The organism is Streptomyces sp. NPDC041205, assembly GCF_055591765.1.
Genome location: NZ_JBVIZH010000006.1, coordinates 271331 through 290454 on the forward strand (window position 1 = coordinate 271331; position 19124 = coordinate 290454).

15 protein-coding genes are annotated in these 19124 nt (G+C 73.6%); 5 read left to right on the top strand and 10 right to left on the bottom strand.

Going from position 1 to position 19124, the window contains the following annotated elements; genetic code table 11:
• Positions 1-330: 330 nt before the first annotated feature.
• The gene (locus ACZ6BG_RS26315; protein WP_469005712.1) at positions 331-717 is read left to right on the top strand and encodes a DUF1844 domain-containing protein; all 387 of its coding nucleotides are present in this window, start codon (positions 331-333) and stop codon (positions 715-717) included.
• A gap of 25 nt (positions 718-742) precedes the next feature.
• Here the strand turns inward: ACZ6BG_RS26315 and ACZ6BG_RS26320 are convergent, their stop codons facing one another.
• From ACZ6BG_RS26320 to ACZ6BG_RS26330, 3 genes are all read right to left on the bottom strand, one after another.
• On the bottom strand, positions 743-1468 hold the full coding sequence (locus ACZ6BG_RS26320) for an SseB family protein (protein WP_469005714.1): 726 nt from the start codon (positions 1466-1468) through the stop codon (positions 743-745).
• Between the two features lie 326 nt (positions 1469-1794).
• A complete protein-coding gene (mycP, locus tag ACZ6BG_RS26325) occupies positions 1795-2970 on the bottom strand; it encodes a type VII secretion-associated serine protease mycosin (RefSeq protein ID WP_469005717.1) in 1176 nt (391 codons plus the stop codon).
• The gene (locus tag ACZ6BG_RS26330) at positions 2967-4334 is read right to left on the bottom strand and encodes a hypothetical protein (RefSeq protein ID WP_469005719.1); all 1368 of its coding nucleotides are present in this window, start codon (positions 4332-4334) and stop codon (positions 2967-2969) included. The genes mycP and ACZ6BG_RS26330 overlap by 4 nt, the downstream gene beginning before the upstream one ends.
• Positions 4335-6040: 1706 nt before the next feature.
• Between ACZ6BG_RS26330 and ACZ6BG_RS26335 the strand changes: the two genes are divergently transcribed.
• Positions 6041-7243, top strand: coding sequence for an amino acid deaminase/aldolase (locus tag ACZ6BG_RS26335; protein ID WP_469005722.1), 1203 nt, complete (start codon positions 6041-6043; stop codon positions 7241-7243).
• A 37-nt stretch (positions 7244-7280) separates the two neighbouring features.
• On the opposite strand, the gene ACZ6BG_RS26340 is transcribed toward ACZ6BG_RS26335, so the two are convergent.
• The 6 genes from ACZ6BG_RS26340 to ACZ6BG_RS26365 all read right to left on the bottom strand — a co-directional run bounded on the left by ACZ6BG_RS26340 (position 7281) and on the right by ACZ6BG_RS26365 (position 14575).
• A complete protein-coding gene (locus tag ACZ6BG_RS26340) occupies positions 7281-8228 on the bottom strand; it encodes a DUF2510 domain-containing protein (protein ID WP_469005724.1) in 948 nt (315 codons plus the stop codon).
• Positions 8229-8318: 90 nt separating this feature from the next.
• The gene (locus ACZ6BG_RS26345; RefSeq protein ID WP_469005726.1) at positions 8319-9626 is read right to left on the bottom strand and encodes a haloacid dehalogenase-like hydrolase; all 1308 of its coding nucleotides are present in this window, start codon (positions 9624-9626) and stop codon (positions 8319-8321) included.
• Positions 9627-9648: 22 nt separating this feature from the next.
• Entirely contained in the window at positions 9649-10941 is a 1293-nt protein-coding gene (locus ACZ6BG_RS26350; protein WP_469005729.1) for an HAD family hydrolase, read from the bottom strand.
• 77 nt (positions 10942-11018) lie between these two features.
• The gene (locus ACZ6BG_RS26355) at positions 11019-11834 is read right to left on the bottom strand and encodes a 3-oxoacyl-ACP reductase (RefSeq protein WP_469005731.1); all 816 of its coding nucleotides are present in this window, start codon (positions 11832-11834) and stop codon (positions 11019-11021) included.
• Positions 11831-13201 carry an aldehyde dehydrogenase family protein gene (locus tag ACZ6BG_RS26360; protein WP_469005733.1) on the bottom strand — a complete coding sequence of 457 codons (1371 nt, stop codon included), beginning with the start codon at positions 13199-13201 and terminating at the stop codon, positions 11831-11833. The genes ACZ6BG_RS26355 and ACZ6BG_RS26360 overlap by 4 nt, the downstream gene beginning before the upstream one ends.
• A gap of 9 nt (positions 13202-13210) precedes the next feature.
• On the bottom strand, positions 13211-14575 hold the full coding sequence (locus tag ACZ6BG_RS26365; protein ID WP_469005737.1) for a glutamine synthetase family protein: 1365 nt from the start codon (positions 14573-14575) through the stop codon (positions 13211-13213).
• 78 nt (positions 14576-14653) lie between these two features.
• Here ACZ6BG_RS26365 and ACZ6BG_RS26370 point away from each other — a divergent pair, with 78 nt between their 5' ends.
• The 3 genes from ACZ6BG_RS26370 (at position 14654) to ACZ6BG_RS26380 (ending at position 17794) form a co-directional block, all read left to right on the top strand.
• Positions 14654-15400, top strand: coding sequence for a FadR/GntR family transcriptional regulator (locus tag ACZ6BG_RS26370; protein WP_469005740.1), 747 nt, complete (start codon positions 14654-14656; stop codon positions 15398-15400).
• Positions 15401-15503: 103 nt separating this feature from the next.
• Entirely contained in the window at positions 15504-16958 is a 1455-nt protein-coding gene (gene eat, locus ACZ6BG_RS26375; RefSeq protein ID WP_469005744.1) for an ethanolamine permease, read from the top strand.
• A gap of 125 nt (positions 16959-17083) precedes the next feature.
• Positions 17084-17794, top strand: a complete 711-nt coding sequence (locus ACZ6BG_RS26380; protein WP_469005748.1) for a gamma-glutamyl-gamma-aminobutyrate hydrolase family protein — start codon at positions 17084-17086, stop codon at positions 17792-17794.
• Between the two features lie 307 nt (positions 17795-18101).
• On the opposite strand, the gene ACZ6BG_RS26385 is transcribed toward ACZ6BG_RS26380, so the two are convergent.
• The gene (locus ACZ6BG_RS26385; protein ID WP_469005750.1) at positions 18102-19121 is read right to left on the bottom strand and encodes a LysR family transcriptional regulator; all 1020 of its coding nucleotides are present in this window, start codon (positions 19119-19121) and stop codon (positions 18102-18104) included.
• Positions 19122-19124 lie beyond the last annotated feature (3 nt).

The following is a 19124-nucleotide window of genomic DNA, read 5'->3' on the forward strand; positions in this document are numbered from 1 at the left end:
CTGGCGGACAGCCGCGTTACGTCTGTTTTCTCGACCAACCACGCCGGAACACAAAAAATGCCCCGACTGATCACAGAAGGGGCTCCAAACGAATACCGGAGCACCTCCGTGCTGATCACGGGGCGCATCGGGCGGTGCATCACGCGCTGCGCGGTGTCCGCCTGACCGGTGACCCGCCGCTCCGGGGAGCGACCAGGTGGGAGATCGGAGCCTCCACTTGTGGGCCGGACGCTTGCGTTGGCACGCGGGTGTCCAGCCGGTCGTTACACAAGGTTAGCAGGTCCCGGGGGGTGGGGCTAACCGCCGGGGCGCGGCTCTAGGGTGAGGGGCATGAGTGACACGAGTCCCGCGGCCAGCACCGCACCCCACGACGCACCCCAGAGCCCCGGCTTCGACGCCATGACCCGCGACATCGCGGACGTTCCCGCGGTCGAGGTGATCACGACGGTCGCGGTGCACCTGATGAGCGCGGCGGCGGTGAACCTGGGCCTCGCCGAGGAGGGCGAGGCCCACAAGGACCTGGACGAGGCCCGCAAGCTGATCCAGGCGCTCGCCGGACTGATGGACGCGAGCGCGACGGAGATCAGCTCCTTCCACGCGGCGCCGCTGCGGGACGGCCTGAAGTCGCTGCAGCTGGCGTTCCGCGAGGCGTCCCTGGTGCCGGACGAGCCCGGTCAGGGCCCCGGCGAGAAGTACACGGGCCCCGTCTTCGGCTGACGGCCCGCCGCACCACCCACGCGCGTCAGCGCACGTAGAGGGGCTCGCCCGGTGGCGTCGCCTCGGCCGGCAGGAGTGCCAGGTCGAGGCCGCGCACCAGGCGGGCCCGCAGTGTTTCGTCGGCCGCGAGCGCTTCGGCGACGCGCTGGGCCGCGGCCTGCGGGGCGGTGGGGTCCAGGACCAGGGCGAGGGTGCCGTCGGCGGCGCCGGGGCCGAGGTGGGCACGGAGCACGGCGGGCTCGGCGGCGACGACGGCGCGCACGGCGTCGACGACGGCCGGGTCCGTGAGCGCGTCGGCGCTGCGGCGGCCCTCGGCGAGGGCGATCAGGGCGGGCCGGTTCAGCTCGTACGGGACGGGGCCCGCGAGGTCGAGCACGATCGTGTCGGCCTTCTCGTGCGCGGCGGCCTGCAGCGCCTGGTGCAGCGGCACGGCGACGGGGCGGGCCTCGGGGTCCCACAGGGCCAGGGCCTCGGTGGAGGTGAAGGCGGGCAGCGCGGTGCGGTGCCCCGCCTTCAGGGTGGGCACGGCCATGTCACTGGTCTTCTCGCGCCGCAGCCCGTTCTCGTCCTCCTCGACCTCGCCGAGCACGGCGACGACGGGCACGAGCAGCCGGGCCCCCGCGAGCGCTTCGAGCACCGGTCCGTGCGCGCTCCGGTCCTCCGCCCAGGCGCCGAGCGCCGCCCGCAGCACGGGGTCGGCCGAACCGTCGTCGTCGGAGAAGCCGGGGTCGGGAATGTTCTTGTTCACCACGGTCTCGACCCTAGCCCGCCGTCGGGCGGCGATCGCGGGCCGCCCTCCCGTGGCCGGAGGCTTGCCCGCCCGGTGCCGTCGGGTGACGGGGTGCGGGGCGTCCTCTCCGACGCGGGACGGGGGCCCCGGCGGCCGTCCGCTGCACCCCCGACGACATCCCCCCACCGGGGGCCGCCGACGGTCGCGCGAGCGAAGCCCGCCGGTTCGGGGACCGCGAGCGAAGCCCGCCGGTTCGGGGACCGCGAGCGAGACCCGCCGCATTGGGGACCGCGAGCGAGACCCGCCGCGTTGGGACCCCTACCGACGGCCGCCGTGTTCGTGCCCCCCTACCGACGCCCCGAAGCCGCCCGCCCCCGCCAGAGCCAGACCCCCGCCGCCAGCAGGGCCACTCCCAGGCCTCCGGCCGTGGGGCCGACCCAGCCGGCGGGGCCGTCGTCCTCGGGGGACTTGTCCGGGCCGGGGCCGAAGTACTTGTCGGTGCGGGCCGTCGTCCGCAGGGACTGGGGCTTGATCCTGTCGGCGCGGGCGAGGGCCGCGACCGGGTCGATGAGGCCGAAGCCGCGGGAGTCGTCGCGGCCGCCGACCGGGGCGTCGCGTGCGGTGTCCCGGAGGAGCTGTTTGATCTCGGCGGGGCCGAGGCCGGGGTGGGCGGCGCGGATGAGGGCGACGGCGCCGGAGACGAACGCGGCCGCCGCGCTCGTGCCCCAGCCCTCGTAGTACCTGCGGTTGGGGTCGGCGATCACGACGTCGTCGCCGGGCGCGGCGACGGTGGCGTACCAGCGGCGGGTGGAGAAGGGGGCGCGCACGCCGTTGCTGTCGACGGCTGTCGCGGCGATGACCCCGGGGTACGCGGCCGGGTACGAGATGTGGTCGCCGCGTTCGCCGCCGTTGCCCGCGGAGGCGACGACGACGGCGCCCTTGCGCAGCGCGTACTGGACGGCGGCGTCCTCCGTCGGCTCCGGGTGGGCGGACTTGGAGTCGTCGCCGAGGGAGAGGTTGATGACGTCGGCGCCGTGGTCGGCGGCCCAGCGGATGCCTTCGGCGAGGGCGTTGCCGCGGGTGGAGCGGGCCTTCTTGCGGGCGGGGTCGCCGTCTTCGAGGATCACCCGGACCGGCAGGATCCGTGCCTCGGGCGCGATGCCGAGCACGCCGTCGCGGCGGCCCGCGCCATGCCCGTGACCGGCGACGATCCCGGCCATGGCGGTGCCGTGCCTGGCCCAGGACTTGTCGCCGCGGCGGGCACCGAAGCCGACCATGTCGTTGCCGGTCAGGACGTTGCCGACGAGGTCGGGGTGGGAGGCGTCCACGCCGGTGTCGAGCACGGCGACGGTGACGCCCTCGCCCTTGGTGGTGCGCCAGGCCTGGTCGGTGCGCATCACGTCGAGGGCCCACTGCTGGGCGCGGATGCCGTCGTCGGCGTACGCGGTGGTGCTGGCGGGCAGCAGCACGCAGGTCGTGGCGAGGGCGGTGACCGCCGCTTGGCGCAGTCCGCGCAGGGTCATGAGGACTTCTCCGTGGCGGCGGTGACGGTCTTGCGCAGGCCGCGCTCGACGCGGTCGGCGATGCCCTTCGCGTCGTTGCCGAGCCCCGCCTGGGCGGGGGCGGAGGTGGCGCCCGCCTTCATGGCGTCGGCGGCGGGCTCCGGGTCGGTGACGGCGCGGCCGTCGGCGAAGCCGGAGACGGCGTAGGCGACGACGGGGGCGTCGGGCAGGACGGACAGGGTCCAGGTGGCGCGCTGGAGGTCACCGAAGTCGGCGGCGAGGGTGCCTGCGGCCGCGTACGGACGGGGCATCAGGTCCGGCCGGGAGTCGAGGCCTTCCTCGGTGAACCGGGTGCGCAGGGCCCGCATCGCCTCGGCGTCCGCCTTCGTGAACAGCAGGCCGACGGTGGTGACGTGGCTGCGGGTCGCGTCCGCGTAGGTGGCGCGCAGCAGGCGCAGGCAGCCCGCCGGGGCGAGGGCCTTGCGCAGCAGCGGGTCGAAGGCGTCCTTGCAGGTGCTGTCGGGAGCGACGGCGACGCGGTTCCAGGTGCGGTCGGCGCCGCCGGGGCCCGCGCCCTCGCCCTTGATCGAGGGCGGGAACAGTTCGTCGACGGGCACGCTGTGCCACAGCTCGCCCGCCTCGACGTACGCGTTCCGCGAGCTGCCCGCCGCGTCCGACTCCCCCGTCAGCCAACTCCCCGTGGCCGCCCCGCCGATGAGCCCGAGCCCGAGCACGACACAGGCCGCGGCGGCCGCCGCCCGGGGCCGCACCCAGGCGCCGACGGGGCGCAGCCGGGTGGTGGTGTCGTCGTACAGTGCGGGTCGCGCGAGAAACACGAAGGGCCGACCCGTGTCGGGCCCCGGCGTCAGATCCACGGCCCCGACGGCCCGTCGAGCGGCGGCGGTCCGCCGCGCGAACGCACGCACGGCACCGGTTCCGGCGGCCGTGACACCACTGGCACCGCGGCTTCGGGCTGCCGGGCCACCGCCGTTCGGCGACTGCGGACCGACACCACGCGGCGCGGGGAACGACTGCGGGGCGGTGGGAGCGGCGTTGGGGTTCGTGGTGTCCGTGCCCGCGGAGGGCACGGGGCTGCCGGGCTTCGGCTGGGCACGCCCCGCTGACGCGGGGGGAGGACCCAACGACGGGGCGGGCGTGTCCAGTTGGGAGGCGGCGGAGGCGACGCGGGCGTCTCCAGGCAGGGTGGTGGTCTCGGTGCGTCGGTCGTGCGCACCCCGGGCGCCATTCGGGGCGGCGTCTTCGGCACGCGGGGCCCTCATGTCCGGGGCGGTGGTGGCGCGCGGGTCGCTCGCGCTCGGGGCGGGGACGGTACGCAGGTCGCTCGCGTCCGGGTCCGGGGTGGCGGCGGTGGGGCGGTCCTGCACGCCCGGCGCGGTACCGGCAGCGCCTCCGGCACGCGGGCCCCCCGCCTCCGCGGCCGGGGCAGTAGCAGCACCCAGCCCCCTCGCACCCAGGTCCGCGGCGGCAGCACCACGCCCGTCCCGCACGCCGGAAGCGGGGGCGCTAGCGGCTTCGCCACGCCGACCCCCCACGCCCGGATCCGGGACGGCGGCGGTACGCCCGCCCTGCGCGCCCGGCGCGGTACCGGCAGCGCCTCCGGCACGCGGATTCCCCGCCTCCGGGGCAGGAGCGGGGGCGGCACGCAGATCCCTCGCGCCCGGAGCAGGACCAGAGGCGCTACGTCGGCCCTGCGCACCCGGCGACGGAGCGGCACTCCGGTCGCGGGCGTCCGGCACGGGCGCGGGCGGGCCCGTCGGGCGTGCGGGCATCCCCGGCGCCGTGGTCGGCATGGCGGGGACGGCGGCAGCCAGGGCTTCCGCTGGGCGCGGACGCGAAGTCGGCACAGCGGGGAGCGGGTTGGGGACGCTCGACGGCGGCGCTACCGGCGGGGTAGCGCTCGTGCCCCCGGCACCCGAGGCCGGGCCCGCGGCGGGCGGCGACACGGGCGGAGGTGCGTCCGGCAGGCGCGCCGAGGCGGGCGGAGCTGTGTTCGGCAGACGCACCGAGGCCGGCGGAGGCGGCGGTGTGTCCGGCAGGCGCGCCGAGGCAGGCGGGGGCGGCGGTGTGTCCGGCGTCCGCTCGCCGACGGCGTCCTCCCGAGAGGGCTTCGGCAGCCGCACCCGGTCGAACGGCGCCAACAAGTCCGCGACCAGCGAGTCCTGGTCATCCACCGGCGGCTCCTCGTCGAGGCCGACACCGTCACCGGCCTCGACCGCGCCACCCACACCGAACGTGCCCGCGGCGCCGGGCGCACCCGCGCCGTCCCCCATGCCCCGCAGAGACGTATCGCCATGGGACGGGCCACGGAACGAGCCACCGGCCGGACCCTCACCCGACCCGCGCGTCAGGTCGCCACGAGCCATCGGCGGACGGACGTCGGGAAAGCGCGCGGTCGCGGCAGGGGGCGGCGGCTCCGCCGGGACGGGCGGAGCGGACGGCACAGGCGGAACAGTCTGAGCGGGGCCGCTGCCGACCGTGCCCGCGTCCGCACCGGAGCCAGAACGCACAGCATCAGCGCCGGACAGGGCCGAGGGAGGGCTGGAAGGAGCCGCGCCGGAACCTGAAGCAGCCGCCCCGGAGCCGGAGGCCGTCGTCGCGGAGGCGGGGCCTGAGGCTGCCGTCGCGGATCCGGAGCCCGAGGCCGTCGTCGCGGAGCCGGAGCCGGAGGCCGATTCGTCCGGGCCGCAAGCCGTCCCTGCCGGACCAGAAGTCGTCCCTGCCGGACCAGAAGTTGTCCCCGCCGGACCAGAAGTCGTCCCCGCCGGGGCGGAAGCCGTCCCCCCTGGGCCAGATGGAGCAGTCGTCGAGCCCGGCGAGTCAGGCTCAGGCGGAGGGGCGGTCGCGTCGCGCGAGGGGGGCGGCACCCGTGGTGGGGTGCCGGGACGTGGGGGGACGGGGGGCCGTCGCGCCTCCGTGCTCATGCACCCCCCGTTCCATCGCGTCGCGCGCTCCCTGCGTGCGCGTCACTCTACGGGCTGACCCGACACCCACGGGCACAAGGCCGTGGCCCCGGGTGATCTGCCCGGATCATCCCCTACCCTCCGGTAGCCACGTCTGGCAGGCTGCGTTCATGAGAGGCCGAGCCGCAGACCGGGCCCGCTACGACCGGGCCACCGCGCACCTCGACGCGCCGCTCGCCGTCGTCGACCTGGAGGCGTTCGACGCCAACGCCGACGACTTGGTGCGGCGGGCCGGGGGCAAGCCGATCCGGGTGGCGAGCAAGTCCGTGCGGTGCCGGGCGCTGCTTGAGCGGGTGCTGGCCCGGGACGGGTTCGCGGGCATCATGTCGTACACCCTGGCGGAGTCCTTGTGGCTCGCCCGTTCCGGCTTCGGCGACGTCCTGCTCGCCTACCCCTCCGCCGACCGCGCCGCCTTCGCGGAGCTGACCGGCGACCCCAAGCTCGCCGCCGCCGTCACCGTCATGGTCGACGACCCGGCGCAACTGCGGCTCATCGACGGCGCGCGCGACGGCGGCCGCGAAGAGGTCCGGGTCTGCCTGGAGTTGGACACCTCCCTGAAGCTGCTCGGCGGCCGCGTGCGGATCGGGGCGCGGCGCTCGCCGCTGCACGAGCCCGCGCAGGTCGCCGCCCTGGCCCGGGCGATCAGCCGGAAGCCGGGGTTCCGGCTCGTCGGCGTGATGGCGTACGAGGGCCATGTGGCGGGGGTCGGGGACGCCGTCGAGGGGCATCCGGCCAAGTCGCGTGCCGTGCGCATGATGCAGGCCACCGCCCGCAAGGAGCTGGCGGACCGCCGTGCCGCGACGATTCGCGCGGTCCGCGCCGCCACGCCCGGCCTGGAGTTCGTGAACGGCGGTGGCACGGGCAGCGTCCAGCACACCGCTGCCGAGGCCGCGGTGACGGAGATCGCCGCGGGTTCGGGGCTGTACGTGCCGCGTCTCTTCGACAACTACACCTCGTTCAGCGGGCGTCCGGCCGCCCTGTTCGCCCAGCCGGTCGTGCGCAGGCCGGGGCCCGGCGTGGTCACGGTGCTCGGCGGCGGCTATCCGGCGTCGGGCGTCGCGGGCGCCGACCGCTCCCCGGTGCCGTATCTGCCGGAGGGGCTGCGGTACGACCCGCAGGAGGGCGCGGGCGAGGTGCAGACCCCGCTGCTCGGGCCGCCCGCGGACGATCTGCGCATCGGCGACAAGGTGTGGTTCCGGCACGCCAAGGCCGGTGAGCTGTGCGAGCGGTTCGAGAAGCTGTACCTGGTGGAGGGCGACCGGGTGACGGGCAGCGTGCCGACGTACCGCGGCGAGGGCCACACCTTCCTCTAGCCCTTCCGTAGTACGGCACCCTGTCGCTGACCACGGCTCACGGCGACGGCTCCACGCTGTTGCCCACTCCCCCGCCCGTCTCGCTGTCCCCCACCGGCCTGATGCCCTCGATGACCTCGTCGATGTCGGAGAGCGGCGGCGCGCCCTTCGCCGCGTCGATGGCGAAGCGGACGATGACCATCGCCTCGGAGCCGGTGCTCGACGGGAACGCGAGGGACTGGACGTACCCGCCGGGGCCCTTCTCGGTGTGGACGCGCCAGCGCACGAAGTAGCCGCTGCGGCCGCCGACCGCGACGGTGCCCGCCTTGACCTGCTGGTGCCGGGCCATGCCGCCGAACGGTTCGCGGCCGATGGAGTCCTCGTCGTACGCGGCGTCGACCGCGTCCTCGATGTCCTTCTTGGCTAGCTTCTCCGGCGAGCGCTCGTCGGTGCCCGTGGCCGTGCTCGACGTGATCTTCCCCTGGCGGCACAGGCCGGGGTCGCCCGGGCAGTCGTAGGTGTCGGGGGTCTGCAGGGTGACTTCGTCGCCGACGGTGTTCTCGGCCTTCTCCCAGCCGGCCGGAACCGGCAGCGTGATGCCGTTGAGCTGGTCGACGAGGGTGTCGGGGTCCTCGTCGGGCGCGGAGGTCTCCGGCGCGGGGGTGGACCGCGTCGGGCTCGGGTCGTCGACCGCCGAGGTCGTGGGCGCGGTGCTGCCCTGCGGGTCGCCGTCGTCGCCCTGGAGCACGACGACGCCGGTGACGATGGACGCGACGAGGACGGCGCCCGCGGCGCAGAGGGCGACGGTCTTGGCACGGTTGCCGCCATTCCCGCCGCCCGCGGACGCCGGCTGGATCACGGTGGTAGCGAAGCCCGGCTGCGGCTGCGGCGATTGGTACGCGGCGGGCGCCCGCCGGTGCTCGGTCCACGCGGATCCGTCCCACCAGCGCTCGGTGCCGGGCGTCGACGGGTCCGGGTACCAGCCGGGAGGAGGCGTCATGCTCATCCCGGCACTCTAGGACGTGGCTCGGAGCCACGACCAACCCGAGCGGGCCGGGCTCCGTGCGGAACCCGGCCCGTCACCCGCGGTTCCGTGTCAGTACACCGAGTCCACCTGGTCGGGCACCACGGAGCCGTCTCCGCGCAGCACGGGCGTCTTGCCGCCGTCCGGCGCGTTGTAGGCGGACGTGGAGCACGGGTAGGTGCCGCTCTTCTGCGGCAGCGGCTCGATGAACATGGGGTTCACGACCCAGCGCCCGTCGGCGTTGTCGTAAGCCCGGCACATGAACTCGCCCTTGTTGCGGTTGAGCACGAGGTGCGCGCCGGTGGCGTCGCCGACGAACGTCACGTCGGTGTCGGCGTCGCCGCCGCCGATCGCGATGCGCTTGCTCCAGCGCTGCTTGTCCCAGGCCTTTTTGCCCTTGATCTTGTAGATCTCCTGGTTGACGAAGCAGCGCTTGCCGTCGATGTACGGGATGGCCTCGCCCTTGTTGACGCCGACGCCGCCGCAGCCCTGGTTCCAGGTGGTGATGCGGCCCTTGCCGTCGAGGACGGAGCGGATGGCGACGGTGTGCTCGCGGTCGATGCCGACGCCGCCCTTGCCTGCGGCCCACACCTCGGCGACCGGCTCGGAGCCCGCGGAGACGATGTAGACGTCGAATCCGGCCTTCTTCAGGGTGCGGACCAGGTCGCGCTGCTGGTCGTAGTAGCGCACGTATCCCGGCACGGTGTGGCTGCCGATGGTGCGGGTGGTGCCGATCGGCGCGGCGAGGGCCTCCTTGCGGGCCTTCTTCGCGTACGACTCCAGTTCCTTGACGGTGTGTCCGGCGAAGAGCTGGGGCACCCAGGCGTACTGCGGGACCGTGCGGCGGTGGTTCCAGGTCCCGGCGAAGGCGGCGGCGCCGCTCATCGTGGTGCCGTCCTCGCGGATCTGGAGGATCTCGTCGGCGCAGGCGCCGTTGGTGGAGGTGGGCAGCGGCCTGCCGACGGGCACCTTGGTGCCGCAGGCCTTGGTGAGGGCGCGATGGCCCGCGGCCGTCATCCACTTGCTGGAGGACTTCCAGCTCTTGGGGCGCAGGATCTTGTCGTGGCGCAGCGCCCAGCTGATGGTGGCGTCGGTGATGTCGTTCTTGGTGATGGTGTTGTCCCAGTCGAAGGCGGCGACGGGGCGCTTGGTGCCGTGACCGAGGTGCGGGTTGGAGCAGGTGCCCCGCTCGTCGATGACCTTCTGGAGACGGGCGCGGTTGTCCCCGTACCAGGAGAGCTTCTTCGACAGCTGGGGGCAGTGGGCGCCGGGGTGCGACGCGGGCGCGGCCGTGGCGGCGGCAGCGGGAAGCGTGACGGGCCCGGCCACCAGGGCGGCGGCCGAGGCCAGCGTCAACGCCAGAACGTTTCTGTTGCGCATGTGCGTGGACGCTACAGCAGTCCTACGAGGTCGTTGAACCCCCGTACACCGTGTCCTGTTGGTCCGCGATGACCGACCCGTCCGCGCGGCGCACCGGACCCTTCGCGCCGTCACGTCCTGTGTAGCCGGTGGTGGCGCACGGGTAGGGCGCGGACTGCTTGCCCTTGGGCTCGATGAACATGGGGTTGACCAGCCAGCGCCGGTCGCGGTTGTCGTAGGCGCGGCACATCAGCTCGGCCTTGTTGCGGTTCAGGACGAGCCGGAGGCCGGTGGCGTCGCGCAGGAAGGACACGTCGGTGTCGGAGTCGCCCGCGGCGAACACCTGGCGCTTCGCCGCCGGTTGGACCTTCTCGGCGGCCTTGCCGCGCACGCCGAGGATCCGCTCGTTGATGGCGCAGCGCTTGCCGTCGATGTACGTGATCATCGAGTCGGCGCCGTCCTCGACGGAGCCGCAGCCCTTGAGGCGGGCGGTGAGGCGCCCGTCGCGCTGTACGTTGCGGATGCCGATGGTGTGCCGGGCGTCGAGGCCGACGCCCTTCGCCCAGACCTCGGCGACGGGCTCGGGCGAGGCGGAGACGACGTACACGTCGAACCCGGCCTTCTTCAGGGTGCGGATCAGGTCCCGCTGCTGGTCGTAGTAGCGCGCCCAGCCGGTGACCTTGCCGGTGCCGACGCGCTGTTCGGCGCCGATCGGCGAGGCGAGGTTCTCCTTGCGGGCGGCGGCCGCGAAGTCCTTGACGCGGTCGGTGCTCCAGCCGCGCAGGAGCTGGGCGAGCCAGGCGTACTGCGGCTCCATGCGGCGGTGGTCGAATCCGGCGAAGGCCCCCTTGCCGGTGGTGGTGGCGCCCTCGCCGTACACGGCGGCGATCTCGTCGGCGCAGGCCGCGTGCGTGCGGGTGGGCAGGGTGCGGCCGGTGGCCGGGCAGGCCTTCGCGAGGGCCCTGGCGGCGGGGGCGGTCAGATAGCGGCTGGTGGTGCGCCAGTCGCCGCGCTCGGGGGTGCGTATCTTGCCGTGGCGCAGCATCCAGAACATGGTGGCGTCGCCCACGTCGTTCCTGATGACCGTGTTGTCCCAGTCGAAGACGGCGAGGGGCTTGTGGTGCTTGTCGTACGTGTCCCCGCAGCGGCCGTAGGTGTCGAGGAGGCGCTGGAGCTGGTTCTTGTTGTCCGCGTACCAGCCCTTGGAGATGGTGAGGGCGGGGCACTTCGCGGCGGCCCGGTGGGGGGCCGGGGCGGCCTGGGCGGTGGCGGCGAGGCCGGTTCCGGCAACGGCGAGGGCCGCCGCCGCGGCCGCCAGGGGGCGCTTGATCTTCATGAACACGGTGCCTGTCTACGCAGGTCAGCCGGGCGCCTCACGACGCCCGGCTGACAGGTCGGTGGCCTCTGGGTGAACTACAGGGGCGTGACGTACGCCCCGGAGATGCCGCCGTCGACCAGGAAGTCCGTGGCGTTGACGAACGACGAGTCGTCACTGGCGAGGAAGGCGACCGCGGCGGCCAGCTCCTCGGCCTCGGCGAAGCGGCCCACGGGGATGTGCACGAGGCGGCGGGCTGCGCGCTCGGGGTCCTTGGCGAACAGTTCCTGGAGGAGGGGGGTGTTCACCGGGCCGGGGCACAGCGCGTTCACGCGGATGCCCTCGCGGGCGAACTGAACGCCGAGTTCGCGGGACATGGCGAGGACGCCGCCCTTGGACGCGGTGTACGAGATCTGCGAGGTGGCCGCACCCATCCGGGCCACGAACGAGGCCGTGTTGATGATGGAGCCCTTGCCCTGGCGCCGCATGTAGGGGATGGCGGCCTTGCAGCACAGGTAGACGGAGGTGAGGTTGACCTCCTGGACGCGCTTCCAGGCCTCCAGGCCGGTGTCCAGGATGGAGTCGTCGTCGGGCGGCGAGATGCCCGCGTTGTTGAAGGCGACGTCGACGGAGCCATAGGTGTCGTACGCCGTCTTGAACAGCGCCTCGACCTGCTCGGCGTCGGTGACGTCGACCTTCACGAAGGTGCCGCCGACCTCCTCGGCGGCCTTCTTGCCCGCGGTCTCGTCGATGTCGCCGCACACGACGTTCGCGCCCTCGGCGGCGAGGCGGCGGGCGGTGGCGAGGCCGATGCCGCTGCCGGCGCCGGTGATGACGGCGGTACGTCCGACGAGGCGGCGGCAGACGGGGGTCTGGGGGGAACCCCCAGGAGATGTCACAGTCTCTTCGGTCACTGTGCGGGCCCTTCCGTGCTGATGAAGACGTTCTTCGTTTCGGTGAAGGCGGTGAGGGCGTCGGGGCCGAGCTCACGCCCGAGGCCGGACTGCCCGTAGCCCCCGAAGGGGGTCCAATAGCGCACGCTGGAGTGCGAGTTGACGGACAGGTTCCCGGCCCGTACCGCCTGCGAGACGCGCAGCGCACGGCCCACGTCCCGCGTCCAGATCGAGCCGGACAGGCCGTACTCGGTGGCGTTGGCGAGGCGGATCGCGTCGGCCTCGTCGTCGAAGGGCAGGACCACCGCGACCGGACCGAAGACCTCCTCGACGGCGACCGCCGAGGTCGGCCCGGCGTCGGTGAGCACGGTCGGCGGGAACCAGAAGCCCGGCCCCTCGGGGGCGCTGCCGCGGATGCCGGTGCCCGCGGGCACGTAGGACCGCACCCGCTCCAGCTGGGCCCTGGAGATCAGCGGCCCCATCTGCGTCTTCTCGTCGGCCGGGTCCCCGACGACGTACGACTCGACCGCGGGCGCCAGGACCTCGATGAAGCGGTCGTACGCGGAGCGCTGCACGAGGATGCGGGTGCGGGCGCAGCAGTCCTGGCCGGAGTTGTCGAGGAAGGAGCCGGGCGCGGCGAGGGCGGCGGCCTCCACGTCGGCGTCGGCGAAGACGATGTTGGGGCTCTTGCCGCCGAGTTCGAGGGTCAGGCGCTTCACGCGGTCGGCGCACTTGGCCATGATCTGCTTGCCGACGCGGGTGGAGCCGGTGAACACGATCTTGGCGACGCCCGGGTGCTCGACGAGCGCGTTCCCGGCGACGGCGCCCTCCCCGGGCAGGACCTGGAACAGGCCCTCGGGAAGGCCCGCCTCCAGGGCGAGTTCGGCCAGGCGCAGGGCGGTCAGCGGGGTGGTCTCGGCGGGCTTGAGGACGACCGCGTTGCCCGCCGCGAGGGCCGGGGCGGTGCCCCAGGCGGCGATGGGCATCGGGAAGTTCCAGGGCGCGATGACGCCGATGACGCCGAGGGGTTCGAGGATCGTGACGTTCAGGCCGCCGGGCACCGGGATCTGGCGGCCGTTGAGCCGCTCGGCGCCGCCGGCCGCGTAGTCGAACAGGTCACGGGCGTTGCCCGCCTCCCAGCGCGCGTTGCCGATGACGTGACCGGCCTCGCGCACCTCCAACTGGGCGAGTTCCTCGATGTGTTCGTCGATGACGACGGCGAAGCGGCGCAGCAGCCGGGCACGGTCGGCGGGGGCCGCGGCGGCCCATGCGACCTGCGCGGCGGCGGCGCGCGCCACGGCCGCGTCGACGTCCTGCGCCGTGGCGGCGGGGACGGTCGCGACGACGTCCTCCGTCGCCGGGTTCAGTACCTGAAGGGACTCAAGCAAGGAAGTGCCTCACATGCGTTCGAAGGAGCGGCGGAGCTCCCAGTCGGTCACCGCGGCGTCGAAGGCGTCCAGCTCGACCCGGGCCATGTTGCGGTAGTGCGCGACGACCTCGTCACCGAAGGCGGCCTTGGCGATGGGGCTGTTCTCCCACAGCTCGGCGGCCTCGCGCAGCGTCGTCGGGACGTGTTCGTAGTCGGCGGTGTAGGCGTTGCCGGTGCAGGCCTCGGGCAGTTCGAGCTTCTGCTCGATGCCGTACAGGCCCGCGGCGACCAGGCCCGCGACGGCCAGGTAGGGGTTGACGTCGCCGCCGGGCAGCCGGTTCTCGAAGCGCAGGGACCGGCCGTGGCCGACGACGCGCAGCGCGCAGGTGCGGTTGTCGTAGCCCCAGGCGGCGGCCGTCGGCGCGAAGGAGCCGGGCTGGAAGCGCTTGAAGGAGTTGATGTTGGGCGCGTACAGCAGGGAGAAGTCGCGCAGGGCGAGGAGCTGTCCGGCGAGGAAGTGCCGCATCACGTCGGACATCCCCCCTGGTCCGTCACCGGCCATGGCGTTGTTGCCGTCGGCGTCCTGGAGCGAGAGGTGGATGTGACAGGAGTTGCCTTCGCGCTCGTTGTACTTCGCCATGAAGGTGAGCGAGACGCCCTCCTGCGCGGCGATCTCCTTGGCGCCCGTCTTGTAGATGGAGTGCTGGTCGCAGGTGACGAGGGCCTCGTCGTAGCGGAACACGATCTCGTGCTGGCCGGGGTTGCACTCGCCCTTGGCGGACTCCACGGTCAGGCCCGCGGCGGCCATGTCGTTGCGGATGCGGCGGAGCAGCGGCTCGATGCGTCCGGTGCCGAGGACGGAGTAGTCGATGTTGTACTGATTGGCCGGGGTGAGGCCCTTGTAGCCCGCGTCCCAGGCCTGTTCGTAGGTGTCCTTGAAGACGATGAACTCCAGCTCCGTGCCGACGTGGGCGCTGTAGCCGAGCTCGGCGAGGCGGTCCAGCTGGCGGCGCAGTATCTGGCGCGGGGCGGCCACGACGGGCTCGCCGTCGGTCCATGCGAGGTCGGCCATCAGGAGGGCCGTGCCCTCGTTCCAGGGGACGCGGCGCAGGGTGGAGACGTCGGCGTGCATGGCGAAGTCGCCGTAGCCGCGGTCCCAGGAGGACATCGCGTATCCGTCGACCGTGTTCATCTCCGTGTCGACGGCGAGAAGGTAGTTGCAGCCCTCCGTGCCGTGCTCGAGGACTTCGTCGAGGAAGAACCGGGCGGCGAACCGCTTGCCCTGGAGCCGCCCTTGCATATCGGGGAAGGCCAGGACGACAGTGTCGATCTCGCCGCTCGCCACGAGAGCACGCAGCTCCTCGATGCCGAGCGGGGGTGTGCGGTCTGCCACGGGAAAAGCCTCCTTGGGTCAGCCGAGTGGCCATAAGGTATTGCCGAGAACCATTGCTTGGGAAGGGGGTACGGGCAGATGTCGCACGCGGAGACGGACGACTCGCACCTGCGGGGTGACGACCGGCTGACGCAGGTCCTGCGTCCGGTCCGGGCGGGCAACGGCTTCGAGGAGGCCCTGGAGCAGATCCTCCAGGTGGTCCGCCTCGGCCTGGTGCCGGGCGGCGAACGCCTGCCGGCCGAGCGGGAGCTGGCCGACCGGCTCGGGATCAGCCGGGTCACGCTGCGCGAGGTCCTGAAGGTGCTCCAGGACCAGGGGCTCGTGGAGTCGCGCCGGGGGCGCTACGGCGGCACGTTCGTGCGCCCGCGCCCGGAGGCGGCGGGCGAGGACGAGCTGCGCCGGCGCATCGCGGATGTGGACGTGGAGGACGCGCTGCGCTTCCGGGAGGTCCTGGAGGTGGGCGCGGCGGGCCTGTGCGCCGCGCACGGGCTCGACGACGGCCAGGCCGGGCGGCTGCGGGAGGCGCTCGCCCGCACCCATGACGCGCCGCTCGCCGAATACCGCCGCCAGGACACCCTGCTGCACCTCACCCTGGCCGAGCTGTCCGGCTCCCCGTCGCTCACCGCCCAGTACGCCGCGGTCCGCGCCACGGTCAACGACCTCCTGGACTGCATCCCCCTTTTGGTACGGAACCTGGAGCACTCCCAGCGCCAGCACACCGCGCTCGTGGAGGCGGTGCTCGACGGCGACGCGGACGGCGCGCGGGAGATGATGCGCGAGCACTGCGCGGGGACGGCGGCGCTGCTGCGGGGGTTCCTGACCTGAGGAGTGATTAACCGCGGCGTAACGCAAGGGTCTTGCTTTCTCACCCCCACCACCGCAAAGGTATGGCTCCATTCCATTGGATGCCGCCGCAGGGAGCCGTGCCATGAGCCTGGAGTCCACCGAGCCATCGAAGGTCCGCGCCGCCGGAGAACCGGACGACTATCTGGAACGGCGGGCCCTGCGCCGCGGCAACGCGGGCTGGGTCCTGCTCACCGGCCTCGGCGTCGCCTACGTCGTCTCCGGCGACTTCTCCGGCTGGAACTCGGGCCTCAAGGAGGGCGGCTTCGGCGGCCTCGGCATCGCCATGGCGCTCATGGGCGTCATGTACGCGTGCATGGTCTTCTCGCTCGCCGAGCTGTCGTCCGTACTGCCCACGGCGGGCGGCGGCTACGGCTTCGCGCGCCGGGCGCTCGGCCCCTGGGGCGGCTTCCTCACCGGCACGGCGATCCTCATCGAGTACATCCTCGCGCCCGCCGCCATCGCCATCTTCATCGGCGACTACGTCGAGTCGCTGAACCTCTTCGGCCTGGAGTCCGGCTGGCCGGTCTACCTGGCCTGCTTCGTCATCTTCATCGGCATCCACCTGTGGGGCGTGGGCGAGGCGCTGCGCTTCAGCTTCGTCGTCACCGGCATCGCGGTGGCCGCGCTGCTCGTCTTCGCCGTCGGCGCCTTCATGGACTTCGACTCCTCCCACCTGAACGACATCGCCGTCGACCACGACGCGTTCGGCTCCAACTCCTGGCTGCCGCTCGGGCTCCTCGGCATCTGGGCGGCGTTCCCGTTCGGCATGTGGTTCTTCCTGGGCGTGGAGGGCGTGCCGCTGGCCGCCGAGGAGACCAAGGATCCCGCGCGCACCCTGCCGCGTGCCATCCGCTGGTCCCTGTGCATCCTGGTCGCCCTCGCCCTGCTCACCTTCTTCGCCTCCGCCGGGGCCCGCGGCTCGGCGGCGATCCAGGACACCGGCAACCCGCTCGTGGACGCGCTCCAGCCGGACGGCGAGGCGACGGCCCTCAGCCGGGTCATCAACTACGCGGGCCTCGCGGGCCTGGTCGCGTCGTTCTTCTCGCTGATCTACGCGGGCTCGCGCCAGTTGTTCGCCCTGTCCCGCGCGGGCTACCTGCCCCGCTTCCTGTCCCTGACCAGCAGCCGCAAGGCGCCCTACCTGGGCCTCATCGTCCCCGGCGCGATCGGCTTCGGCCTGGCGGCGGCCACCGGCGACGGCGCCCGCATGCTGAACGTGGCGGTGTTCGGCGCCACCATCTCGTACGCCCTGATGTCCCTCTCCCACATCGTCCTGCGCCGCCGCGAACCGAACCTCCCCCGCCCCTACCGCACCCCCGGCGGCATCCTCACCTCCTCGATCGCCCTCACCCTCGCCTGCGCGGCCCTGGTCGCCACGTTCCTCGTGGACGTCACGGCCGCGTTCATCGCCCTCGGCGTGTACGTCGTGGCGATCGCCTACTTCGGCCTCTACAGCCGCAAGCATCTGGTGGCACGGGCCCCGGAGGAGGAGTTCGCGGCGCTCGCGGAGGCGGAGGCGGAGCTGGAACGGAAGTAGCGTCGACCGTTTCCAGGACGACGGCAGGACGGCGCGTCGGCGCACCGACGCGACATCACAACGGCACATCGGCACATCGGCACGACGGCACACCGTACGGCGACACGGAGAACATGTTGAGCACGTTGCACAGCACGGATGCGGCTCGCAGGCCGCTGATCGGCATCAGCACCTACCTGGAGACGAAGGCGAGCTGGGGCGTCTGGGAGCTCCCGGCCGCCCTTTTGCCGGCCGGATACCCGCGCATGGTCCAGGCCGCGGGCGGCCTCGCGTCGATGGTGCCGCCCGACGAGCCGCGGTACGCCGCCGACGTCGTCGCCCGCCTCGACGGCGTCGTCATCGCGGGCGGCCCCGACGTGGACCCGTCCCACTACGGCGCGCCGCGCGAGGACCGCACGGGCCCGCCCGCGCGCGAACGGGACGCCTGGGAACTCGCCCTCATCCGGGCGGCGCTGGACTCCGGCACACCCCTGCTCGGCATCTGCCGGGGCATGCAGCTCCTCAACGTCGCCCTGGGCGGCACTCTGGTCCAGCACCTGGACGGCCATGTCGCGGCGCCCGGCGTCTTCAGCGCCCACACGGTGAAGCACGTCCCCGGCACGCGGTACGCCGAGCTCGTGCCCGACCCCACGACCGACGTCCCCACCTACCACCACCAGGCCGTGGACCGCCTGGGCACCGGCCTGATCCCCTCCGCCCACGCGGACGACGGCACCATCGAGGCCATCGAGCTGCCCTCGCCGGGCTGGGTGTTGGGGGTGCAGTGGCATCCAGAGGCGGGGGTGGATGTACGGGTGATGAGGGGGTTGGTGGAGGCGGCGACGCCCACGACCTGACGCAGTTCCCCACCCCCCGCCCCACTCCTGCTCCCCCTCGCGCCTGCAGCCCCCGCAGTTGCTCCCTCTCCTTTCCCGCACCCGCACCCGGCCTGCTTCCCACCCACCCCGCCCACCCAGGCCGCAGGCCGAGGGCGCGACGCGGCCGACAGGGGGCGCGGGCGGGCGTGGGGCGAAGCGCCCGCCCTGCGTCCAAGGGTGAACGGGTGGGCGGGTGGGAGAAAACCTGGGCGCAGGCCCAGGGGAAGACGCGGTCGGCCGGGGGCGCGGGCACGGCGAAGGCGAGACGCCGGCCCACGCAGAGGGCCTAGCCGACCGCCCGGGTCAAGCTCAAGAGCTCCCGCACCGGCCCAGCCGGAACATGCCCCACCGGCCACACGGCCCGAAGCTCCCGCCGCAACCGCGCCCCGTCCACGGGAATCCCGACGAGCCGCCGAGCGGCCAACTCCTCCCCCACGGCCAGCTCACTGAGCACCGCGGGCCCGGCCCCGCTGACGGCGGCGGACTTCACGGCGGTGGTCGAGGACAGTTCGAGCAGGGGCCGCGCGAGCCCACCGAGCGCGGCCTCCAGGACGGCCCGCGTGCCGGACCCCTCCTCCCGCAGGATCAACGGCGCGGCCGCAAGCTCCGCCGCCCCGATCGGCGCCCGCCGCCGCGCCCAGGCGTGCCCCGGCGCGACGACCACGACGAGCCGGTCGTGCGCGACGACGACCCCGTCGAGCCCGGCCGGCACCCCGATCCCCTCGACGAACCCGACGTCGGCCTCCCCGGCGAGCAGCCGCCCGGCGACCACGGCCGAGTTCCCGGCGAGCAGCGACACCGCCGTGTCCGGCCGCCGCGCGCGCAGCGCGATGAGCCAGCCGGGCAGCAGATACTCGGCGATGGTCATGCTCGCGGCGACCCGAAGGCGCGAGTCCCGCCGGTCCCGCAGCGCCTGCGCCCCCGCGTCGAAGGCCTCGGCCGCCTCGACGATCCGCCGCGCCCAGTCCGTGACGAGCGCGCCCGCCTCGGTGAGCCGGGACCCGCGGGGTGAGCGGTCCACGAGGGCGACGCCGAGCAGCCGTTCCATGGACCGGATCCGCCCGCTGGCGGCGGGCTGGGTGATGCCGAGTTCCCGAGCGGCCCTGCCGAGACTGCCGAGGCGCGCCACCGCCAGGAGCAGTTCGAGGGCGGCCAGGTCGGGCACTCGATGGGCCAGGGGCGCCGCACCCGTCGTACAAGAAGCACCGCCCGACGCGTCGGCGGCACCCGGCACACCGCCCGCACCGGCACCGGACCTCGTCGGCTTCCCGTCACCCTGCCCCTCGCCCGCACCCGAACCACTCATAAG